Raw genomic sequence first — 17,290 nt, forward strand, 5'->3', positions numbered from 1 at the left:
GCAAGCACTACCGCCGTTGCAACCAGCTAGAAGGATCGACCGGCTGGCCATTGCGCCGCAATTCGAAGTACAGCGCCGGCACGCCCTGCCCGCCCGAGCTGCCGACCTTGGCCACCGCCTCGCCGCGCTTGATCGCTGCGCCGGCGTCGCGCAACAAGGTGTCGTTATGCGCATACAGGCTCATGTAGCCGTTGCCGTGGTCCACGATCAGGATCATGCCGTAGCCGGTCATCCAGTCGGAAAACACCACGGTGCCGTCGGCCACTGCGGTCACCGTGGTGCCCTTGGGCGCGCCGATCAGCACGCCCTTGCTGGTGTGGCCGTCGGGCAAGGTGGCATTGAAGCGTGCCAGCAGGTTGCCCGCCACCGGCCAGCTCAGTCCTCCGACCTTGGGGGCCGGTGCGGTGGCGACGACCTTGGGCGGTGTCTTGCCGGGGCGCTCGGGGCGATCGGATTTGCCACGCTTGGCCTGCGCGGCGGCGTCGGCAGCGGCGCGTTTGGCGGCGGCGCGACGTTCGGCCTCGGCCTTGGCGGCAGCCGCGCGCAGGTTGGCCAGCAGCTGTTCCAGCGATTTGGCGTCCTGGCCCAGTGCCTTTTCGCGTTCGGCGCGCTGTTTGTAGCGATCGTCCAGCTGCGCGACCGTGGCCGCCTGCTGCGAGCGGTCCTTCTGCAAGGTGGCGGCCTGGGCCTTTTGTTGCGCGCGCGCGGCATCCAGTGCCTGGCGCCGGGAGGCGATGTCCTGTTCCACCCTGGCCAGGGCATCCAGCTGCGTGGCCAGCGCCTGGATGCGCTGCGCGCGGGCGTTCTGCACGTAGCGGTGATCGGTCAGCATGCGGTTGGCATCGCCCACCGTGTCCTGCGACAGCAACACCTTCAGCGGCGCGTTGCGGCCGACCTGGTCGGCTGCGCGCAGCAGCGCCGCCAGTTGGGCACGCTGCGTCTGCAGGCCACGCTGCAATTGCGCGCGGTCCTGCTGCAGCGTGGACAGGCGCTGCTCCTGTGCGCGCATTGCCGCTTCGGTGTCGCTCAGGGCGCGCGCGGTCTTTGCCACCTTTTCGTCGGCCTGGCGCAGTTGCTGGGCCGCGGTGCCGCGCTTGCCTTCCAGCGCGCGCCGATCGGCGCTGATGGTCTTGAGTTCATCGCGCAGCTGTTGCAGCTTGCGCTCGGTCTCGCGCTGGCTTTGCGCCGCCACTGCGCCGCTGCCCAGCAGCGTGCACGCCACCAGCGCGGCTGCCAGCCAATGGCGCGCGCAGCCAATGGTTGGGGCAAGCAATGGGCGCGGCAGCGGGATGGGCGACGGGGGCAACGAAAGTTCCAGTGACTTCAGGCAGGTGCGCGATTGTAGCCACCCATGGTGTGATCACCGCCACGCCCCAGACAGCCGCCACCGCGCGAGGTTCAGCATGAAGCCCCAATCTCTTCTCCTGGCGTTGTCCCTGCTCAGCACGAGCGCCTGGGCCGACGAGGACATCAGCAAGGTCAATGGCCGCATCAGCGCCGAGCCTGGCCGCAGCTACGGCGATCTGGAAACGGTCAACGGTTCCATCGAGGTGGGCGCCGGTGCGCAGACCAGGGACGTGGAGACCGTCAACGGCGGCATCCGCATCGGCGAGAACGCGCGCACCGGCGGCGTGGAAACAGTCAACGGCTCGATCACCGTGGGCCAGAAAGTGACCGTGTCCGGCGGTCTGGAAACAGTCAACGGCAGCATCCTCACCGAGCGCGGCAGCCAGATCAGCGCTGGTGTGGAAACCGTCAACGGCAGCATCGGCCTGGTGGCAACCGAACTCGGCAAGGGGATCGAGACGGTCAACGGCGACATCACCGTCGGGGTGGATTCGCATGTACGCGGCGGCATCAAGGTGACCAAGCCGAACTTCGGCTTTTCCTTCAAGCCGGCGCGCAAGCCGCGGGTGGTGATCGGCCCCAAGGCCGTGGTCGACGGACCGCTGGAGTTCGAGCGCGAGGTCGACCTGTACGTGCATCGCACCGCCAAGGTCGGCGCGGTCACCGGCACCACCGCGCGCAGCTTCGATTCGGACGTGGCGCCCAAGGACTGACGCGCTCACCACGCGCACGCTCTAAGATCGGACCTCCGTCGCACGAGGAGTTCCGATGCCCCGCAAGATCCTGTTGTGCCTGGCCGCAACCCTGGCCCTGGCCGGTTGCAAGCGCGACGCCGCCGACACGCCGGCCACACCGGCCACGCAAACGCCGGTGGACACCGCACCCAGCGCACCGGTCAGCCGGCACGCGTTCTCGCCGGAGCTGACCGCCGGCGACTTTGCCGAGCTGGTCAAGACGCTGGCCTCGGACGACTTCGAAGGCCGCGGCCCGGGCACGCCCGGCGAAGAAAAGACCGTGACCTACATCCGCGACCAGATGCAGCGCATCGGCCTGCAGCCGGGCAATGGCGACAGCTGGTTCCAGGATGTACCGATGGTGGAAACCACCGCCGATGCGGCCACCGCACCGAGCCTGCGCAGCGGCGAGCAGAGCCGCACCCTCGCCTTCGGCACCGACATCGTGGTCGGCACGCGCACCGGCCAGCCGGAGGTCAAGCTGGACAACAGCGAGCTGGTGTTCGTCGGCTACGGCGTGGATGCGCCCGAGCAGCAGTGGAACGATTACGCCGGCCAGGACTGGAAGGGCAAGACGGTGGTGATGTTCGTCAACGACCCCGGCTTCCACACCGGCGATACCAAGCTGTTCGACGGCAAGCGCATGACCTACTACGGGCGCTGGACCTACAAGTTCGAGGAAGCCGCGCGCAAGGGCGCGGCCGCCGCGTTGATCGTGCATGACACGCCCGGCGCAAGTTACGGCTGGGACGTGGTGAAAAATTCCTGGTCCGGCCCGCAATACGACCTGCCGGCCAAGGACGACCCGGACCCGCGCCTGCCGGTGCAGGGCTGGATCAGCGCCGACACCGCCAAGCAGGTATTCGCCAATGCCGGTCTGGATCTGGCGCAGGCCTACAAGGACGCCAGCAAGCGCGGCTTCAAGCCGGTGCCGTTGAAGGCCAGCTGGTCGGTGGACCTGAAGAGCACCATCGCGCAGAAGACCTCGCGCAACGTGGTCGGCGTGCTGCCCGGCAGCAGCCATGCCGACGAGGCGGTGCTGTACATGGCGCACTGGGACCACCTGGGCAAGCATCCGGGCGAAAGCGGCGACAACATCTACAACGGCGCGGTGGACAACGCCACCGGCGTGGCCGGCATCCTGGAAATTGCAGATGCCTTTGCGCACCAGGACCCCAAGCCGGCGCGCTCGGTGGTGTTCGTGGCGGTGACGCTGGAAGAATCCGGTCTGCTCGGTTCCAAGTACTACGTGGCCAACCCGAGCTTCCCGCTGGACAAGATTGCCGCGGTGATCAACCTGGATGCGATGTCGGTGGCCGGGCGCGCGCGCGATGTCACCGTGGTGGGCATGGGCAGCTCGGAGCTGGAAGACATCCTCAAGCCGATCGCCGCGATGCAGGGCCGCACCCTGCACGCCGAGGCCACCCCGGAAAGCGGCTCGTACTTCCGCTCGGACCACTTCAACTTCGCTAAGGCCGGCGTGCCGGCGCTGTATGCCGATGGCGGCGAAGACATGCGCGAGGGCGGCACCGCTGCCGGACGTGCCGCGGCCGAGGACTACGGACGCCACCGCTATCATGCCCCCGGCGACGAATACGACGCAGCCACCTGGAAACTCGATGGCACCATCGAAGATCTCCAGGCGGTCTACGGCGTCGGCAAGGAGGTCGCCGCCGGCGAGCGCTGGCCCAACTGGTATCCCGGCAACCCGTTCAAGGCCGCCCGCGACCGCATGATGGCCGACAAGCCAGCCGCAGGCACGGCGGCGGCGGCCGAGCAGGCCGATGGCGACGCGGACGCAGCGCGCGCGAACACGCCAGGCGCGAAATCGAAGGACACCGCGCCTACCCGCTGAGTCATGCGGATGCGCTGCCGGCCCCACGGTGGCGCATGGGTGGCAAGTATCTGTGCGGTAGATGACCAGTGGGTGCCGCCAACGCAAAGGGCCTCCCGATCGGGAGGCCCTCTTTTACAGCGACTGCGTGCGCGTTCGTCGCAACCGTTCGCAGGCCGGCGGCTCAGTCGCCGCTAACAAAGCGGCTAGGCGGCATGGCTGTCGCCTCGTGCACGCTGCACCTTGCAACAGCGCACCGCCCTACCCGCTCAAACGCCTACGCGTCGATGCACGTTGAGCGTGCTCAGTCGTTATCCACGCTGACCACATGCCCATCGTCGGGGTCGACGTGCAGCTCGACCTTCTGCCCATTGCGCTTGGCGTCGGCCTTCCACAAGCCGTCCTTGAATTTCAGGTCGTGCACATCGGCATAGCCGCCGGTGGACAGCGCGGCGCGGACATCGGCTTCGCTCAGGCGCGAGGTGGTCTGGTCGCCATAGACACGGCCAGTGACCGGATCGATGTGGACGTCCACATCCTTGCCGTCGCCGCTACGGGCATCGGCCGTCCAGACACCGTGCTCGAACTTGACGTCGTGCACCTTGGTGTAACCCTTGGCGGCCAGCATGCTGGTGACTTCGTTGGAGGTCAGTGCCTTGGCCGGCTTGGCGGCCTCCTGTGCGACGGCGCCTTGCGAAACGAGCGCCAGCGCGCCGATCAGTGCGGTGGTCATCATGCGATGTGCCATGAGAGGCTCCTGCTGTGAAGTGCCGCCATGCTCGCCGCGTGCAGATCGTGACAAGGTGAAAACCCGGCCTCTTCCATGCGGGAAATTCAGTTAACTGACATCACCATGGGCTGTTTCACCTGCCCTGCACTGTCGATTTACATTTTGCGCCTGGCGGATTTGCCGAGCTGGTTTCCGTCACTCAGCGTGCCCAAAAAAGCCGCCTTGCGGCGGCTTGATGACACTGGTCTGGTCAGCGTGTTTTGCCCGCAACCGGTACGCGGGCAGCAGCAACCGATGCGCGCGTGGCGCGTGTCGCCTGCGGCGAGAGGATGGTCATCTGCGGTTTGTCGGTGCCGTCCTTGTTCGGATGCACGTTGTAGGCATACGACAGGTTCCACCACGAGCCGGCGGCCCACCAGGTCCAGCCCAGCCACACGTCCGCATTGCTTTCCATATACCCGAGCATGCCGCGTAGCGCCTCGTTGCAGACCGCGTTGTTGGCAGTGCCGAATTCGCCGAGGAAGCCGCGCTTGCGATTGATGCGCAACCATTCGGTAAAGTTGCGCAGGCGCTCGGCGCCGATGGTGGAACTGACGCAGACGCTGGAGGTGCCGCTGGAATCGATATCCAGGTATTGATGCACTTCGAACGCATACCGGTTGAGCGGATCGTAGATGGAGACCAGTGCGGTAGCGTTGGAATACCCATCGTTGGTTGGCGAATACCAGCTGTGGGCACCGGTCCACAACGCGCCGGGCACCAGGATCAGATTGGTGGCGCCGGTCCTGCGGATGGTATCGATGGCAGCCTGCGCCGCACCCGCCCACTCGCTGGCGGAGATATTGTTCGGCTCGTTCATCAGCCCGAAAATCACCGCGTTGTCGCCGTTGAATGCCAGCGCCAGGCGCCGCCACAGATCGGTGAACGTGGCCACCGGAACTTCCGGCCCGCCGATCTTGTAGCCGTAATACTTGGCGTAGTTATGGATATCGATCACCAGATACATGCCCGAGGCCTTGGCACGCGCCACGGCCTGCTGCACCAGCGCCAGCTGTGCCGGGTCCAGCTCGCCGCGCGCGCTGGGTTGCAGGCGTTCCCACAGGATGGGCAGGCGGATCGTATTCATGCCGACACCAGCGAAATACGTGTAATCGCTGGCAGCGGCGTACATATAGTCCTTGTTGAGCACGCCGGGTTTTTTCGACGATGCGAATTCGGCGCCTGACAGGTTGACGCCGGCATACGTGAGCACGCGCGTTTGCGCGTTGGCCAGCGGCAGAATGCACAGCATGGAGAACAACAGCGCGCCACGGATCAAATTGCGCAGCGCAAGAGGCACAGCAGACATGGAACAACTCCTTCGACGGCGGGGGGCGATGCGTGCGACCCGCTGTGGACGATCTGCGCGAGGTGCGCCGCATCTGTCCCTTCCAATGCATCTGCTGTGCCCAAATGCCTAGCCGAGTAAATGTGAATTAAATGTGAAGTAAATATGTGCACTGGATCGCATTCGCAGATCGCGAATGGCCTGTGCGTGATAGCGCGCTGATACGCCCGCCTCTGTTGCAAGGCGGTCTAGCGCCTTCGCCGCTGCGGTGACGGCGCGAATTGTCGAAATAACGTCGTACGGACGCGCTTGCTGCCGATCGCATGGCGCCAGTGCACTGGCGCCATGACGCTGCCGCGTGGCTGGCGCACGGTGGAGGCGAGGTGCTGCAGATCACGGCGGTATCTCGCACCTCTGCGTGGGACTAAGGGGTCTTGGTCACCCGCCTGGCATGCGGGCTCAGGATCGACATCTGTGGCTTGTCACGTCCCTGCGCGTCCGGGTGCACGTTGAAGGGGTATTTGCCGTTCCACCATTTACCCGCAGCCCAGAAGGTCCAGCCGGTCCATACATCGTTGTTGGTTTCCATGTACTTCAACATGCCTTCCAGCGCGGCATTGCAGGTGACATTGTTGCCGGTGCCGAATTCGCCGAGAAAACCGCGTTTTTTGTTCATCCGCAGCCACTGGGTGAAACTTTCCAGGCGTTTGACGCCGATCTCCTTGCTGACGCATCCGCCAACGGTGCCGCTGGAGTCCGTATCCAGGTACTGGTGCACTTCGATCGCATAGCGGTTGAGCGGGTCGCGCAGAGTGGCGAGCGCCACCGCGTTGGATTGCCCGGCCACTGTGGAGTACCAGCTATGCGCGCCGCTCCATAGCGCGCCTGGGACCAGGATCAGGTTATTGGCGCCGGTCTTGCGGATGGTGTCGATGGATGCCTGCGCGGCGGCAGCCCAGGACTGCGGGTTGATGTCGTAGGGCTCGTTCATCAGCCCGAAGATCACCGCATTGTCGCTTTTGAATGCAATGGCCAGGCGTCGCCATAGATCGGTCAGCGTGGCGATGGGCACCTTCTGCGTGCCGACCTTGTTGCCGTAGTACTTGGCGTAGTTATGCACATCCACGATCAGGTACATCTTCGCCGCCTTGGCGTTGGCGACGGCCTGCCGGAGCAACGCCAGCTGCGCCGGATCCAGTTCGCCGCCGGCCTTGGGTTGCAGACGCTCCCACAGGATGGGCAGGCGAATGGTGTTCATCCCTTTGCCGGCGAAATAGCTGTAATCGCCAACAGCCGGGTACAGGTAGTCGACGTTGAGCACGCCGGGTTTTTGCGAGGACTTGATTTCCGCGCCGGAGAGATTGACGCCGGCATACTTCAGGCCGGTCGTGCCTTGTGCATGCGCAAACGGCATGGCAGCGAGCAATAGCATGGGCAGCACGCAGCGACGCAGCGCATGCGTGTGGGAAGTGAGGGACAGCATGGGGGAACTCCTGAGACCGACAGAGGGCGATGCGTCGCGCCGTTTTGGACGCGCGTGCGCGACGACGACGCATCCGTCACAACAGTAGGCGTATGCGCCTGCGCAAACTACGGATGCGAGGTATCAGGCTGCGAAGCTGTGCAGTCAATCGCAGTTACGCGGCTGTCGGCGCGTCGATCCGGTCGATGCATCGCATGGATTCAGATGTGCGCCTTGATCGTCTCATGGCGGCGCAATGCGGCGATCGATCCGGCGCCAGCGAGCGCTGTGGTGTTTGCGTGGTGGCGCGGGAAAAGTCACCTGCACTGGTCGAGGTGATCGGTGTGGCGCTGCCGCAGCCACGAACATCGCCATCGCGGCAAGGTCCTCGCAGTGCAACGTTGGCGCAAAAGAAATGGCCGCAGCTGCGCGCTGCGGCCACCATCCCGTGCAAGCGAGGCCGGTTACTTGCCGGCGCGGCGCGCGTACTTGCTCAGGATGCGCATCTGCGGCTTGTCGCTGCCGTCCTTGCCCGGCTGCACGGTGAACGGGTAATCCGGCTTCCACCACGCGCCGGCAGCCCACCAGGTCCAGCCCAGCCACACGTCGCTGTTCTGCTCCATATAGGTCAGCATGCCTTCCAGTGCCTTGTCGCAGACGGGGTTGTTGGCCGTGCCGAATTCGCCCAGGAAACCTTTCTGCTTGTTCTCGCGCAGCCACGCGGTGAAGCCGCGCAGCTTTTCTTCGCCCACCGAATCGCTGGTGCACACCGGCTTGGTGCCGCTGTAGTCCTTGTCCAGATACTGATGCGCTTCGAAGGCCAGGTTGTTGCCGGGGTCCTTGAGGATTTCCAGCGCCTTGGCGTTGGAGACGCCGTAGCTGGTGCTGCGCCAGCTGTGCGCGCCGGTGTACGCGGTGCCCGGCACCAGGATCAGATTCTTGGCGCCGGTCTTGCGGATCGCGTTGATCGCGCCCTGCGCGGCGTTGGCCCAGTCCGGTGCTGAAATGCCGTTGGGCTCGTTCATCAGCCCGAAGATCACCGCCTTGTCGTCCTTGAACTCCAGCGCCAGCCGGCGCCACAGATCGGCCAGTGCGGCAGCGGGAACCTCGTTGGTGCCGATGCGCTGGCCGCCGTACTTGGCGTAGTTGTGCAGGTCCAGAATCAAGGACTGCTTGTTGGCCTTGGCGGCTTCGAGCGATTTTTTGATCAGTCCGAGCTGCGCCGCATCCAGGTTGCCGTTGAGTTCGGGCTGCAGGCGCTCCCACAAAAAGGGCAGGCGCATCGTATTCATGCCCTTGCCGGCGAAGTAGCTGAAGTCCGACGCGGACGGGTAGGTGTAGTCCTTGAACAAGGTGCCGGGCTTCTTGCGCGAGTTGAACTCGGCACCGGACAGATTGACCCCGACATATTTCAGGCCGGTGGACTCTTTGCCGGGACGGCCAGGTTCCTTGGCCTGCGCCAGCGGCAGGGCCGCCAGCAAGGTCAGTGCAAGCGCGGCATTGCGCAAGAATGGGAGCAGCGGGGGAGCGCGGAACATGGAAGCCTCCTTCGGCATCGACGTGGGTGGCCGCGGGGGGAGGGCACGGCCAGCAGGAGATGGTGCAGGGCGATCGGCTGCCCGATGAGCCTAGAAGCTTGCACGTTAGCGTGCCATTCACGCGCGCACCCTGGATTTGATCGCGCAAAAACCCGGCGCAGCGCATGATGCGCCGGCGGTAGCGTTCGCAAGAGGACACACAAGACGCACTGTCGCATGAGCGCGACGGGACGCTGTCTTAAGCTACCGCCACTGTTTTCCTGTCGCCCGCATCTGTTGCGGGTGACGCAACGTCCCGGAGTATTCCATGAGCCAAGCCCACGCCTTTGCCGCCCAAGCCGCCGACCAGCCGCTTGCCCCGTTCGTGTTCGAACGGCGCGCGCCCGGCCCGCATGATGTGCAGATCGACATTGCCTACTGCGGCGTCTGTCACTCGGACCTGCACACCGCACGCAATGAATGGCACAACACCCTGTACCCGTCCGTTCCCGGTCACGAGATCGTTGGCCGTGTGACTGCGGTGGGTGATGCCGTGACCGACTTCAAGGTTGGCGACCTGGCCGGCGTCGGCTGCATGGTCGACAGCTGCCGCAGCTGCGCCTCCTGCCAGGAGGGCGAAGAGCAATATTGCGAAGCCGGCTTTACCGGCACCTATAACGGCCCGATGTTCGGCGGCGGCGAGAACACCTACGGCGGTTACTCCGACCATATCGTGGTCGACCAGAAGTACGTGCTGCGCATCTCCCATTCGGACAACCTGGCTGCGGTGGCACCGCTGCTGTGCGCCGGCATCACCACCTATTCGCCGCTGGCGCACTGGAGGGTGGGCCCCGGGCAGAAGGTGGGCGTGGTCGGCCTGGGCGGCCTGGGCCACATGGCGGTGAAGATCGCCAAGGCGATGGGCGCCACCGTGGTGCTGTTCACCACTTCCGAGGGCAAGCGCGCCGACGCGCTGCGCCTGGGCGCCAGCGAGGTCGTGATCTCCAAGGACGAGGCGCAGATGGCCGCGCAGTACAACACCCTGGATTTCATCCTCAACACCGTGGCCGCGCCGCACAACCTGGACCCGTTCCTCAACGCGCTCAAGCGTGATGGCGCGATGGTGCTGGTGGGCGTGCCCGAGCAGTCGCATCCGTCACCGAGCGTGTTCAACCTGGTGATGAAGCGCCGCACCCTGGCCGGCTCGTTGATCGGCGGCATCCGTCAGACCCAGGAAATGCTGGATTTCTGCGCCAAGCACAACATCGTCTCGGACATCGAAACGATCCGTGCCGACGAAATCAACGAGGCCTACGAGCGCATGCTCAAGGGCGACGTGAAATACCGCTTCGTGATCGACATGGCCTCGCTGGACAAGGCGGCCTGATTCGCGATTGCGGCAGGAGGTGATGCCACCATCTGCACTGCAATACAACGCAGATGGTGGCATTGCGCCAGTGGGGGAGCGCAGCCACGCAGCGCACTGCTCCGGCATCTCGAAGCCCCTGGATTTTCCATCTGCTACGACTGCATGACCATGCGCAGACGGCACTCTTGCAGTGCCCTTGCACTGCCGCAGCGAACTCGATGCCAGTCTGTTCCCTCTGCAACGGAGAGGGGCACGCCATCAGTCGCAACTTGTTCGATCCCGGACACGCTGAGGCCTGTGCAGAAGCCTCGGTGCCGGTAGTCGAGATCAGCAGACAGGCTACGAGCAACTGAGAGCGGGCCCCGAATCTCAGGCCGCTGCCGGCTCCTTGACCTGCGCCTTCACTCCGAGCATCTGCACGATGCTTCCTGCCGCGTCGCGGCCTTCGGCCACAGCAGTGACCACCAGATCGGCACCGCGCACGCAGTCGCCGCCGGCGAACAGGCGCGGGTTGCTGGTCTGGTAGGGCAGGCGGCCATGGCCATCGGATGGGGCGACGATGCGCCCGTTGCTGCCGGCCTCCACGCCTTGCGATGCCAGCCAGTCGGGCAGGGTGGGCGAGAAGCCGAAGGCAATGATCACCACGTCCGCTTCCAGCAGCGATTCGCTGCCTTCCACCGGTACCGCATTGCGGCGGCCGCTGGCGTCGGGGTCGCCGAGTTTGGTTTCCACCACGGTCACGCCGATGGCTTCGTCGTCGGCGCCGGATTCGATCGAGAGCGGCTGACGATTGAACAAAAAGCGCACGCCTTCTTCGCGCGCGTTGGCCACCTCGCGCGCCGAGCCGGGCATGCTGGCCTCGTCGCGGCGATACGCGCAGGTGACCTTGGCCGCGCCCAGGCGAATGGCGCTGCGCACGCAGTCCATGCCGGTGTCGCCGCCGCCCAGCACCACCACGCGCTTGCCGTTGAGGTCGGGCAGGGCGAGCTGGTCTTCCCAACCGGCGATCGGCCTGCCATGCGGGTCGTTGCCGCCGACGATGCGGCTGTTCTGCACCAGAAACGGCAGCGCCGGCAGCACGTTCTTCAGGTCCTGCCCGGGCAGGCCGCCGTCGGTGTAGCGGTACGCACCGGTACCCAGGAACACCGCGTCGTATTCGCCCAGCAACTGCTCGATGCTGATGTCGCGGCCGATCTCCACGCCCAGGCGGAACTGCACGCCCATGCCTTCGAGAATCTCGCGGCGCTTGCCGATCACCGACTTGTCCAGCTTGAAGCTGGGAATGCCGAACTGCAGCAGGCCGCCGATCTGCTCATAGCGGTCGTATACCACCGCCTCGATGCCGGCACGTACCAGCCGGTCTGCACACGCCAGCCCGGCCGGGCCGGCGCCGATCACCGCCACGCGGTGACCGCTGGGCTGCACGTTGCCCAGGTCCGGGCGCCAGCCCATCTTGAAGGCGGTATCGACGATGTACTTTTCCACCGCGCCGATGGTGACCGCGCCGAATTCCTCCAGCGTGCAGCTGCCTTCGCACAGGCGGTCCTGCGGGCACACGCGTCCGCACACTTCCGGCAGCGGGTTGGTGGAATGGCATAGCGCGGCGGCTTCTTCGATGCGGTTCTCCTGCACCAGCTGCAGCCACTGCGGAATGGCGTTGTGCACCGGGCATTTCCAGCTGCAATACGGGTTGCCGCAGTCCAGGCAGCGGCCGGACTGGTACTGCGCGTCGGCCTTGTCGAACTTGCCGTACAACTCGCCCCAGTCGCCGGAGGTACGCAGCTCCACCGGGATGCGCGTGGGCATGGTCCGGGGCAGGTCGAGGAATTGGAAGGCTTGCTTGCGGCTCATAAGAAAATCCGTGGCTGATTCCCTTCTCCCGCGTGCGGGAGAAGGTGCCCCGAAGGGGCGGAAAAAGGGGCGGCGGGGCCTGCGCCCTCACCCCCAACCCCTCTCCCGCCAGCGGGAGAGGGGAGCACTGCGACGACTCTGACGATGTGCTGCCAGCATTGCGACTGCAGTCCTTCTCCCGCGTGCGGGAGAAGGTGCCCCGAAGGGGCGGATGAGGGGTGGCGGGCCTGCGCCCTCACCCCCAACCCCTCTCCCGCAGGCGGGAGAGGGGAGCACTGCGACGACTCTGACGATGTGCTGCCAGCATTGCGACTGCGGTCCTTCTCCCGCACGCGGGAGAAAGTGCCCCGAAGGGGCGGATGAGGGGTGGCGGGCCTGCGCCCTCACTCCCAACCCCTCTCCCGCAGGCAGGAGAGGGGAGCACTGCGACGACTCTGACGATCTGCTGCCAGCATTGCGACTGCGGTCCTTCTCCCGCCTGCGGGAGAAGGTGCCCCGAAGGGGGCGGATAAGGGTGGGCGGGCACACGCCCTCACCCCCGACCCCTCTCCCGCAGGCGGGAGAGGAGAGCACAACTCAGGCGGCGCGCCGCAGTGACTCCGTCAGCGACTCGATGCTGGCGGCCTTGGGTTTGACCAGCCAGAACTTGCCGATGTAGTCGCGGAACTCGTCCAGAATCTGTTGCGCCCATATGCTGCCGGTGAGCTCGCGGTGGCGGCTGATCAGGGTATGCAGGTGCTGGCGATGGTTCTCGAAGCCTTCGGCGGAGACACGGTGGATGTCGATCAGCTCGTGGTTGTAGCGGTCCACGAAGTCGCGCTCGATATCCAGCACATAGGCCAGGCCGCCGGTGAAGCCGGCGCCGAAGTTCAGGCCCACCTTGCCCAGCACCAGCACCACGCCGTCGGTCATGTATTCGCAGCAGTGGTCGCCTGCGCCTTCCACCACCGCCAGCGCGCCGGAGTTGCGCACCGCAAAGCGCTCGCCCGCGCGCCCGGCCGCGAACAGCTCGCCGCCGGTGGCGCCGTACAGGCAGGTGTTGCCCACGATCGGCGTGCTGCGCGCCTCGAAGCGCGCCCCGCGCGGCGGACGCACCACCAGCCGGCCGCCGGCCATGCCCTTGCCGACGTAGTCGTTGGCTTCGCCTTCCAGCTCCAGCTGCAGGCCACCGGCATTGAACGCGCCGAAGCTCTGCCCGGCAGTGCCGCGGAAGCGCAGGTTCAACGGCGCATCGCTCATGCCGTGGTTGCCGTGCACGCGTGCGATGGCGCCGGACAGGCGCGCACCGATCGAACGGTCAGTGTTGTGGATCAGGAAGCGATGGTCGCCGCCGCGCTTGTTGGCGATCGCATCGGCCAGCAGGCCGTCCATCTGCGTGGCCAGGCTGTCCGGCGATTCGTACAGGCGCTGGGCGGCGCAGTGGCTGCCGTCGTAGCGCGCATGGGTGAGCAGGCGCGACAGATCGACCTTGACCCCGGCACGTGGCGAGACCTCCAGCTGTTCGAGCAGGTCGGTGCGGCCGACGATGTCGTCCAGCGAGCGCACACCCAGGTACGACAGCCACTGCCGCACTTCCTCGGCCAGCAGGCGGAAGAAGTGCTCCACCCGCTCCGGCAGGCCGGTGAAGTAGCCGGCACGCAGGCGCTCGTCCTGGGTGGCCACGCCGGTGGCGCAGTTGTTGAGGTGGCAGATGCGCAGGTACTTGCAGCCCAGCACGATCATCGGCGCGGTGCCGAAGCCGAAGCTGTCGGCGCCCAGCAACGCGGCCTTGACCACGTCCAGGCCGGTCTTCAGGCCGCCGTCGGTCTGCAGGATGGTGCGGTCGCGCAGGTCGTTGGCCACCAGCGCCTGGTGCGACTCGGCCACGCCCAGTTCCCACGGCACGCCGGCATAGCGGATCGAGCTGACTGGGCTGGCGCCGGTGCCGCCGTCATGGCCGGACACGGTGATCAGGTCGGCGCCGGCCTTCACCACACCGGCGGCGATGGTGCCGACGCCGGCATGCGCCACCAGCTTCACCGACACCAGCGCGGTGGGGTTGACCTGCTTGAGGTCGTAGATCAGCTGGGCCAGGTCTTCGATGGAATAGATATCGTGGTGCGGCGGCGGCGAGATCAGGCCGATGCCGGGCTTGGCGTAACGCAGCCGGGCGATCAATTCGTTGACCTTGTGGCCGGGCAGCTGGCCGCCTTCGCCGGGCTTGGCGCCCTGGGCGACCTTGATCTGCAGCACTTCGGCGTTGACCAGGTATTCCGGCGTCACGCCGAAGCGGCCGGAGGCCACCTGCTTGATCTTGGAGCGCTTCTCGGTGCCGTAGCGGGCCGGGTCTTCGCCGCCTTCGCCCGAGTTACTGCGCCCGCCCAGGCGGTTCATCGCAATGGCCAGCGCTTCATGTGCCTCGGGCGACAAGGCGCCCAGGCTGATCGCGGCGGTGTCGAAACGGCGCAGGACGTCTTCGGCCGGGGCCACCTCGTCCAGCGGGGTCGGGGTGTCGGCGCGCTTGAGCTGGACCAGGTCACGCAGCGTGGAGGCCGGGCGCGAATGCACCGCGTCCACGTACTTTTGCCAGTCGCCGGCGTCGCCGGTGCGGGTGGCGCGCTGCAGCGTCATGACCACGTCCGGGTTGTACATGTGGTACTCGCCGCCGTGCACGTACTTGAGCAGGCCGCCCACTTCCGGCTTGAGCTGGTCGTTCCAGGCGCGTGCGGTGAGCTCGCGCGCCTCGGTGTCCAGCCGCGCCAGGCCCACACCGCCGATGCGTGCGGGGGTTTCGGCAAAGCACAGCTCCACCACGTCCGGGTCCAGCCCGACGATCTCGAACAACTGCGCGCCGCGATAACTGGCGATGGTGCAGATGCCCATCTTGGAGATGATCTTGGACAGGCCCTTGTAGATGCCCTTGCGGTAGCGGCGGCCGATCTGCGATTGCTCGCCGCCCTTGCTCAGCTGCAGGATGCCGCGCCGGCCCAGGTCGAACAGGGTCTGGTAGGCCAGGTACGGGTACACCGCGGTGGCGCCGAAGCCGAGCAGGCAGGCCATGTGATGCGCATCGCGCGCGGTGCCGGTTTCGATGATCAGGTTGACGTCGCAGCGCAGGCCCACCTTGCACAGGTGGTGATGCACCGCACCGGTGGCCAGTAGCGCATGCGCCATCGGCCGGTCCGGCACCGGGTAACGGTCCGAGAGCAGCAGCATCACCGCACCGGCGCGCGCTGCGGCTTCCACTTCCTGGCAGATGCGTTCCAAGCCGGCCTTGAGGCCTTCCTCCACGCTGTAGGACAGGTCGATCAGGCGGTTGCGCTCGACGTACTGCTCCATCTTCAGCAGCTGGCGCAGCTTGCGCTGGCTGAGCACCGGCGAGTTGAGGATGACGTGGTTCACCGTCTCCGCGCCGGCATGGAAGATGTTGGTCTCCTTGCCGAGCTGGGTGGTGAGCGACATGGCGATGCCTTCGCGCAGCGGGTCGATCGGCGGGTTGGTGACCTGCGCGAAGGCCTGGCGGAAGTAGTCGTACAACGGCCGGGTCTGGCGGCTGAGCACCGCCATCGGGGTGTCGTCGCCCATCGAGCCGGTGGCTTCCTGCTCGGTTTCGGCCAGTGGGCGCAGCACCTGCTCCACTTCCTCGGTGCTGAGCTGGAACAGCTTGTGGTAGCTGCGCAGGGTCTGCTCGCTGAAGGGTTCTTCCACCAGCGAGGGGTCGATCAATTCGGTCTGCAGGTAGGTCACGCCCTGCTGCAGCCATTGCTTGTACGGCGCGCGCGCACGGTTGATGCGGTCGATGGCGTCCGAATCGAGCAGGTCGCCGCGCTTGAGATCGATCGCCATCATCTCGCCCGGGCCCAGCTTGCCCTTGCGGGTGATGCGCTCGGCGGGCAGCTCCCACACGCCGGCTTCGGAGGCCACCAGGAAGTGGCGGTCGGAGGTCAGCATCCAGCGGGCCGGGCGCAGGCCGTTGCGGTCCAGCATGCAGGCCGCATAGCGGCTGTCGCAGGCCACGATGCCGGCCGGGCCATCCCACGGCTCGGTGTTGAGGCCATAGAACTCATAGAACGCGGCCAGATCGGCGTCCTTGAACTCCAGCGACTGGGTCGCCGGCGGCACCAGGATGCGCAGCGCCTGCAGCAGGTCCATGCCACCGGCGATCAGCAGCTCCAGCATGTTGTCCAGGCTCTGCGAATCGGAGCCGTGCATGGAGATCACCGGGTCGAATTCGGCGATATCGAAGCGCGGGGTCTGCCACACCTTGCTGCGCGCCTGCGCCCAGCGCCGGTTGCCTTCGATGGTGTTGATTTCGCCGTTGTGCGCGAGCAGGCGGAATGGATGCGCCAGCGGCCAGCGCGGCAGCGTGTTGGTGGAAAAGCGTTGGTGAAACACGATCGCGCTGGAGGACAGGTCGCTGCGCTGCAGGTCGGGGTAGAACGTGCTCAGCTTGTCCGGCAGCACCATGCCCTTGTAGCTGATGCCATTGGGCGAGAGGGTGGTGACGTAGAAGTTGTCGACCGCATGCAGCGCCTGCTCGGCGCGACGGCGCGCCAGAAACAGCGCCAGGGTGAAGCCGTCTTCGGTCTGCTCGGCGCCGGCATCGACAAACACCTGTTCGATGCGCGGCAAGGTGTCGCGCGCCAGCTGGCCGCACACGCTGTCGTCGGTGGGCACCACGCGCCAGCCACGGAACTGCACGCCGGCGCTGTGCAACTGCGTTTCCAGTTCGGCGCGACATCGCGCGGCCTCGGCCTCGTCCAGCGGCAGGAACACCACACCGGCCGCATAGCGCGTGCCCAGGGTGATACCGGCATCGCGTGCCAGCCCGCGCAAGAACGCATCGGGTTTGCGGATCAGCAAGCCGCAGCCGTCGCCGGTGAGCCCGTCGGCGGCCACACCGCCGCGGTGCGTCATGCGCGAGAGCGCCGCAATCGCGGTGTCCACCAGCGAGCGGGAAGGTTGGTCGTCCAGCTGGGCGACCATGCCAAAACCACAGGCGTCGCGCTCATCGCGCACGCTGTTGTAGAGACCGTCGTCGTGGAGCCCTTGGCGAGTGCGGGGGGCCATGTGTGCCTCGTTGCGATCTAGGAGAGCGGCGACGACGTTGCAGCGCTCGATCCGTGGAGCGTTTCGAAGA

The 17,290-nt window shown here is 66.1% G+C and carries 10 protein-coding genes; 3 read left to right on the forward strand and 7 right to left on the reverse strand.

Annotation, left to right across the window (positions count from 1 at the left end; translation table 11 throughout):
• Positions 1-7 precede the first annotated feature (7 nt).
• A complete protein-coding gene (locus tag ACCQ10_RS00110) occupies positions 8-1,306 on the reverse strand; it encodes a murein hydrolase activator EnvC family protein (protein WP_372361785.1) in 1,299 nt (432 codons plus the stop codon).
• Between the two features lie 97 nt (positions 1,307-1,403).
• Between ACCQ10_RS00110 and ACCQ10_RS00115 the strand changes: the two genes are divergently transcribed.
• Positions 1,404-2,060, forward strand: coding sequence for a DUF4097 family beta strand repeat-containing protein (locus ACCQ10_RS00115; protein ID WP_372361786.1), 657 nt, complete (start codon positions 1,404-1,406; stop codon positions 2,058-2,060).
• A gap of 55 nt (positions 2,061-2,115) precedes the next feature.
• On the forward strand, positions 2,116-3,936 hold the full coding sequence (locus tag ACCQ10_RS00120; RefSeq protein WP_372361787.1) for a M28 family metallopeptidase: 1,821 nt from the start codon (positions 2,116-2,118) through the stop codon (positions 3,934-3,936).
• A gap of 283 nt (positions 3,937-4,219) precedes the next feature.
• Here the strand turns inward: ACCQ10_RS00120 and ACCQ10_RS00125 are convergent, their stop codons facing one another.
• The 4 genes from ACCQ10_RS00125 to ACCQ10_RS00140 all read right to left on the reverse strand — a co-directional run bounded on the left by ACCQ10_RS00125 (position 4,220) and on the right by ACCQ10_RS00140 (position 8,972).
• On the reverse strand, positions 4,220-4,663 hold the full coding sequence (locus ACCQ10_RS00125; protein ID WP_047697046.1) for a PepSY domain-containing protein: 444 nt from the start codon (positions 4,661-4,663) through the stop codon (positions 4,220-4,222).
• Positions 4,664-4,895: 232 nt separating this feature from the next.
• Entirely contained in the window at positions 4,896-5,993 is a 1,098-nt protein-coding gene (locus ACCQ10_RS00130) for a glycoside hydrolase family 5 protein (RefSeq protein WP_372361788.1), read from the reverse strand.
• 403 nt (positions 5,994-6,396) lie between these two features.
• Positions 6,397-7,455: a glycoside hydrolase family 5 protein gene (locus ACCQ10_RS00135; protein ID WP_372361789.1), complete on the reverse strand. Its 1,059-nt coding sequence runs from the start codon at positions 7,453-7,455 to the stop codon at positions 6,397-6,399.
• 443 nt (positions 7,456-7,898) lie between these two features.
• Positions 7,899-8,972 (reverse strand): glycoside hydrolase family 5 protein, encoded by a 1,074-nt coding sequence (locus ACCQ10_RS00140; RefSeq protein WP_372361790.1) that lies wholly within the window; start codon positions 8,970-8,972, stop codon positions 7,899-7,901.
• Between the two features lie 307 nt (positions 8,973-9,279).
• Here ACCQ10_RS00140 and ACCQ10_RS00145 point away from each other — a divergent pair, with 307 nt between their 5' ends.
• Complete coding sequence (locus ACCQ10_RS00145; RefSeq protein WP_372361791.1) at positions 9,280-10,338, forward strand: NAD(P)-dependent alcohol dehydrogenase; 1,059 nt, start codon at positions 9,280-9,282, stop codon at positions 10,336-10,338.
• A gap of 351 nt (positions 10,339-10,689) precedes the next feature.
• On the opposite strand, the gene ACCQ10_RS00150 is transcribed toward ACCQ10_RS00145, so the two are convergent.
• Positions 10,690-12,171: a glutamate synthase small subunit GltD family protein gene (locus ACCQ10_RS00150; protein WP_372361792.1), complete on the reverse strand. Its 1,482-nt coding sequence runs from the start codon at positions 12,169-12,171 to the stop codon at positions 10,690-10,692.
• Positions 12,172-12,747: 576 nt separating this feature from the next.
• Positions 12,748-17,220, reverse strand: coding sequence for a glutamate synthase large subunit (gene gltB, locus ACCQ10_RS00155; protein WP_372361793.1), 4,473 nt, complete (start codon positions 17,218-17,220; stop codon positions 12,748-12,750).
• Between the last annotated feature and the right edge of the window lie 70 nt (positions 17,221-17,290).

This window comes from Xanthomonas sp. NCPPB 1325 (assembly GCF_041477645.2).
Taxonomy (GTDB): Bacteria; Pseudomonadota; Gammaproteobacteria; order Xanthomonadales; family Xanthomonadaceae; genus Xanthomonas; species Xanthomonas cannabis.

Bases quoted from the DNA above. Each gene is read 5' to 3' on its own strand.
- gltB (WP_372361793.1), bottom strand. From the start codon at position 17,220: ATGGCCCCCCGCACTCGCCAAGGGCTCCACGACGACGGTCTCTACAAC.
- ACCQ10_RS00145 (WP_372361791.1), top strand. From the start codon at position 9,280: ATGAGCCAAGCCCACGCCTTTGCCGCCCAAGCCGCCGACCAGCCGCTT.
- ACCQ10_RS00125 (WP_047697046.1), bottom strand. From the start codon at position 4,663: ATGGCACATCGCATGATGACCACCGCACTGATCGGCGCGCTGGCGCTC.
- ACCQ10_RS00120 (WP_372361787.1), top strand. From the start codon at position 2,116: ATGCCCCGCAAGATCCTGTTGTGCCTGGCCGCAACCCTGGCCCTGGCC.
- ACCQ10_RS00115 (WP_372361786.1), top strand. From the start codon at position 1,404: ATGAAGCCCCAATCTCTTCTCCTGGCGTTGTCCCTGCTCAGCACGAGC.
- ACCQ10_RS00140 (WP_372361790.1), bottom strand. From the start codon at position 8,972: ATGTTCCGCGCTCCCCCGCTGCTCCCATTCTTGCGCAATGCCGCGCTT.
- ACCQ10_RS00150 (WP_372361792.1), bottom strand. From the start codon at position 12,171: ATGAGCCGCAAGCAAGCCTTCCAATTCCTCGACCTGCCCCGGACCATG.
- ACCQ10_RS00130 (WP_372361788.1), bottom strand. From the start codon at position 5,993: ATGTCTGCTGTGCCTCTTGCGCTGCGCAATTTGATCCGTGGCGCGCTG.
- ACCQ10_RS00135 (WP_372361789.1), bottom strand. From the start codon at position 7,455: ATGCTGTCCCTCACTTCCCACACGCATGCGCTGCGTCGCTGCGTGCTG.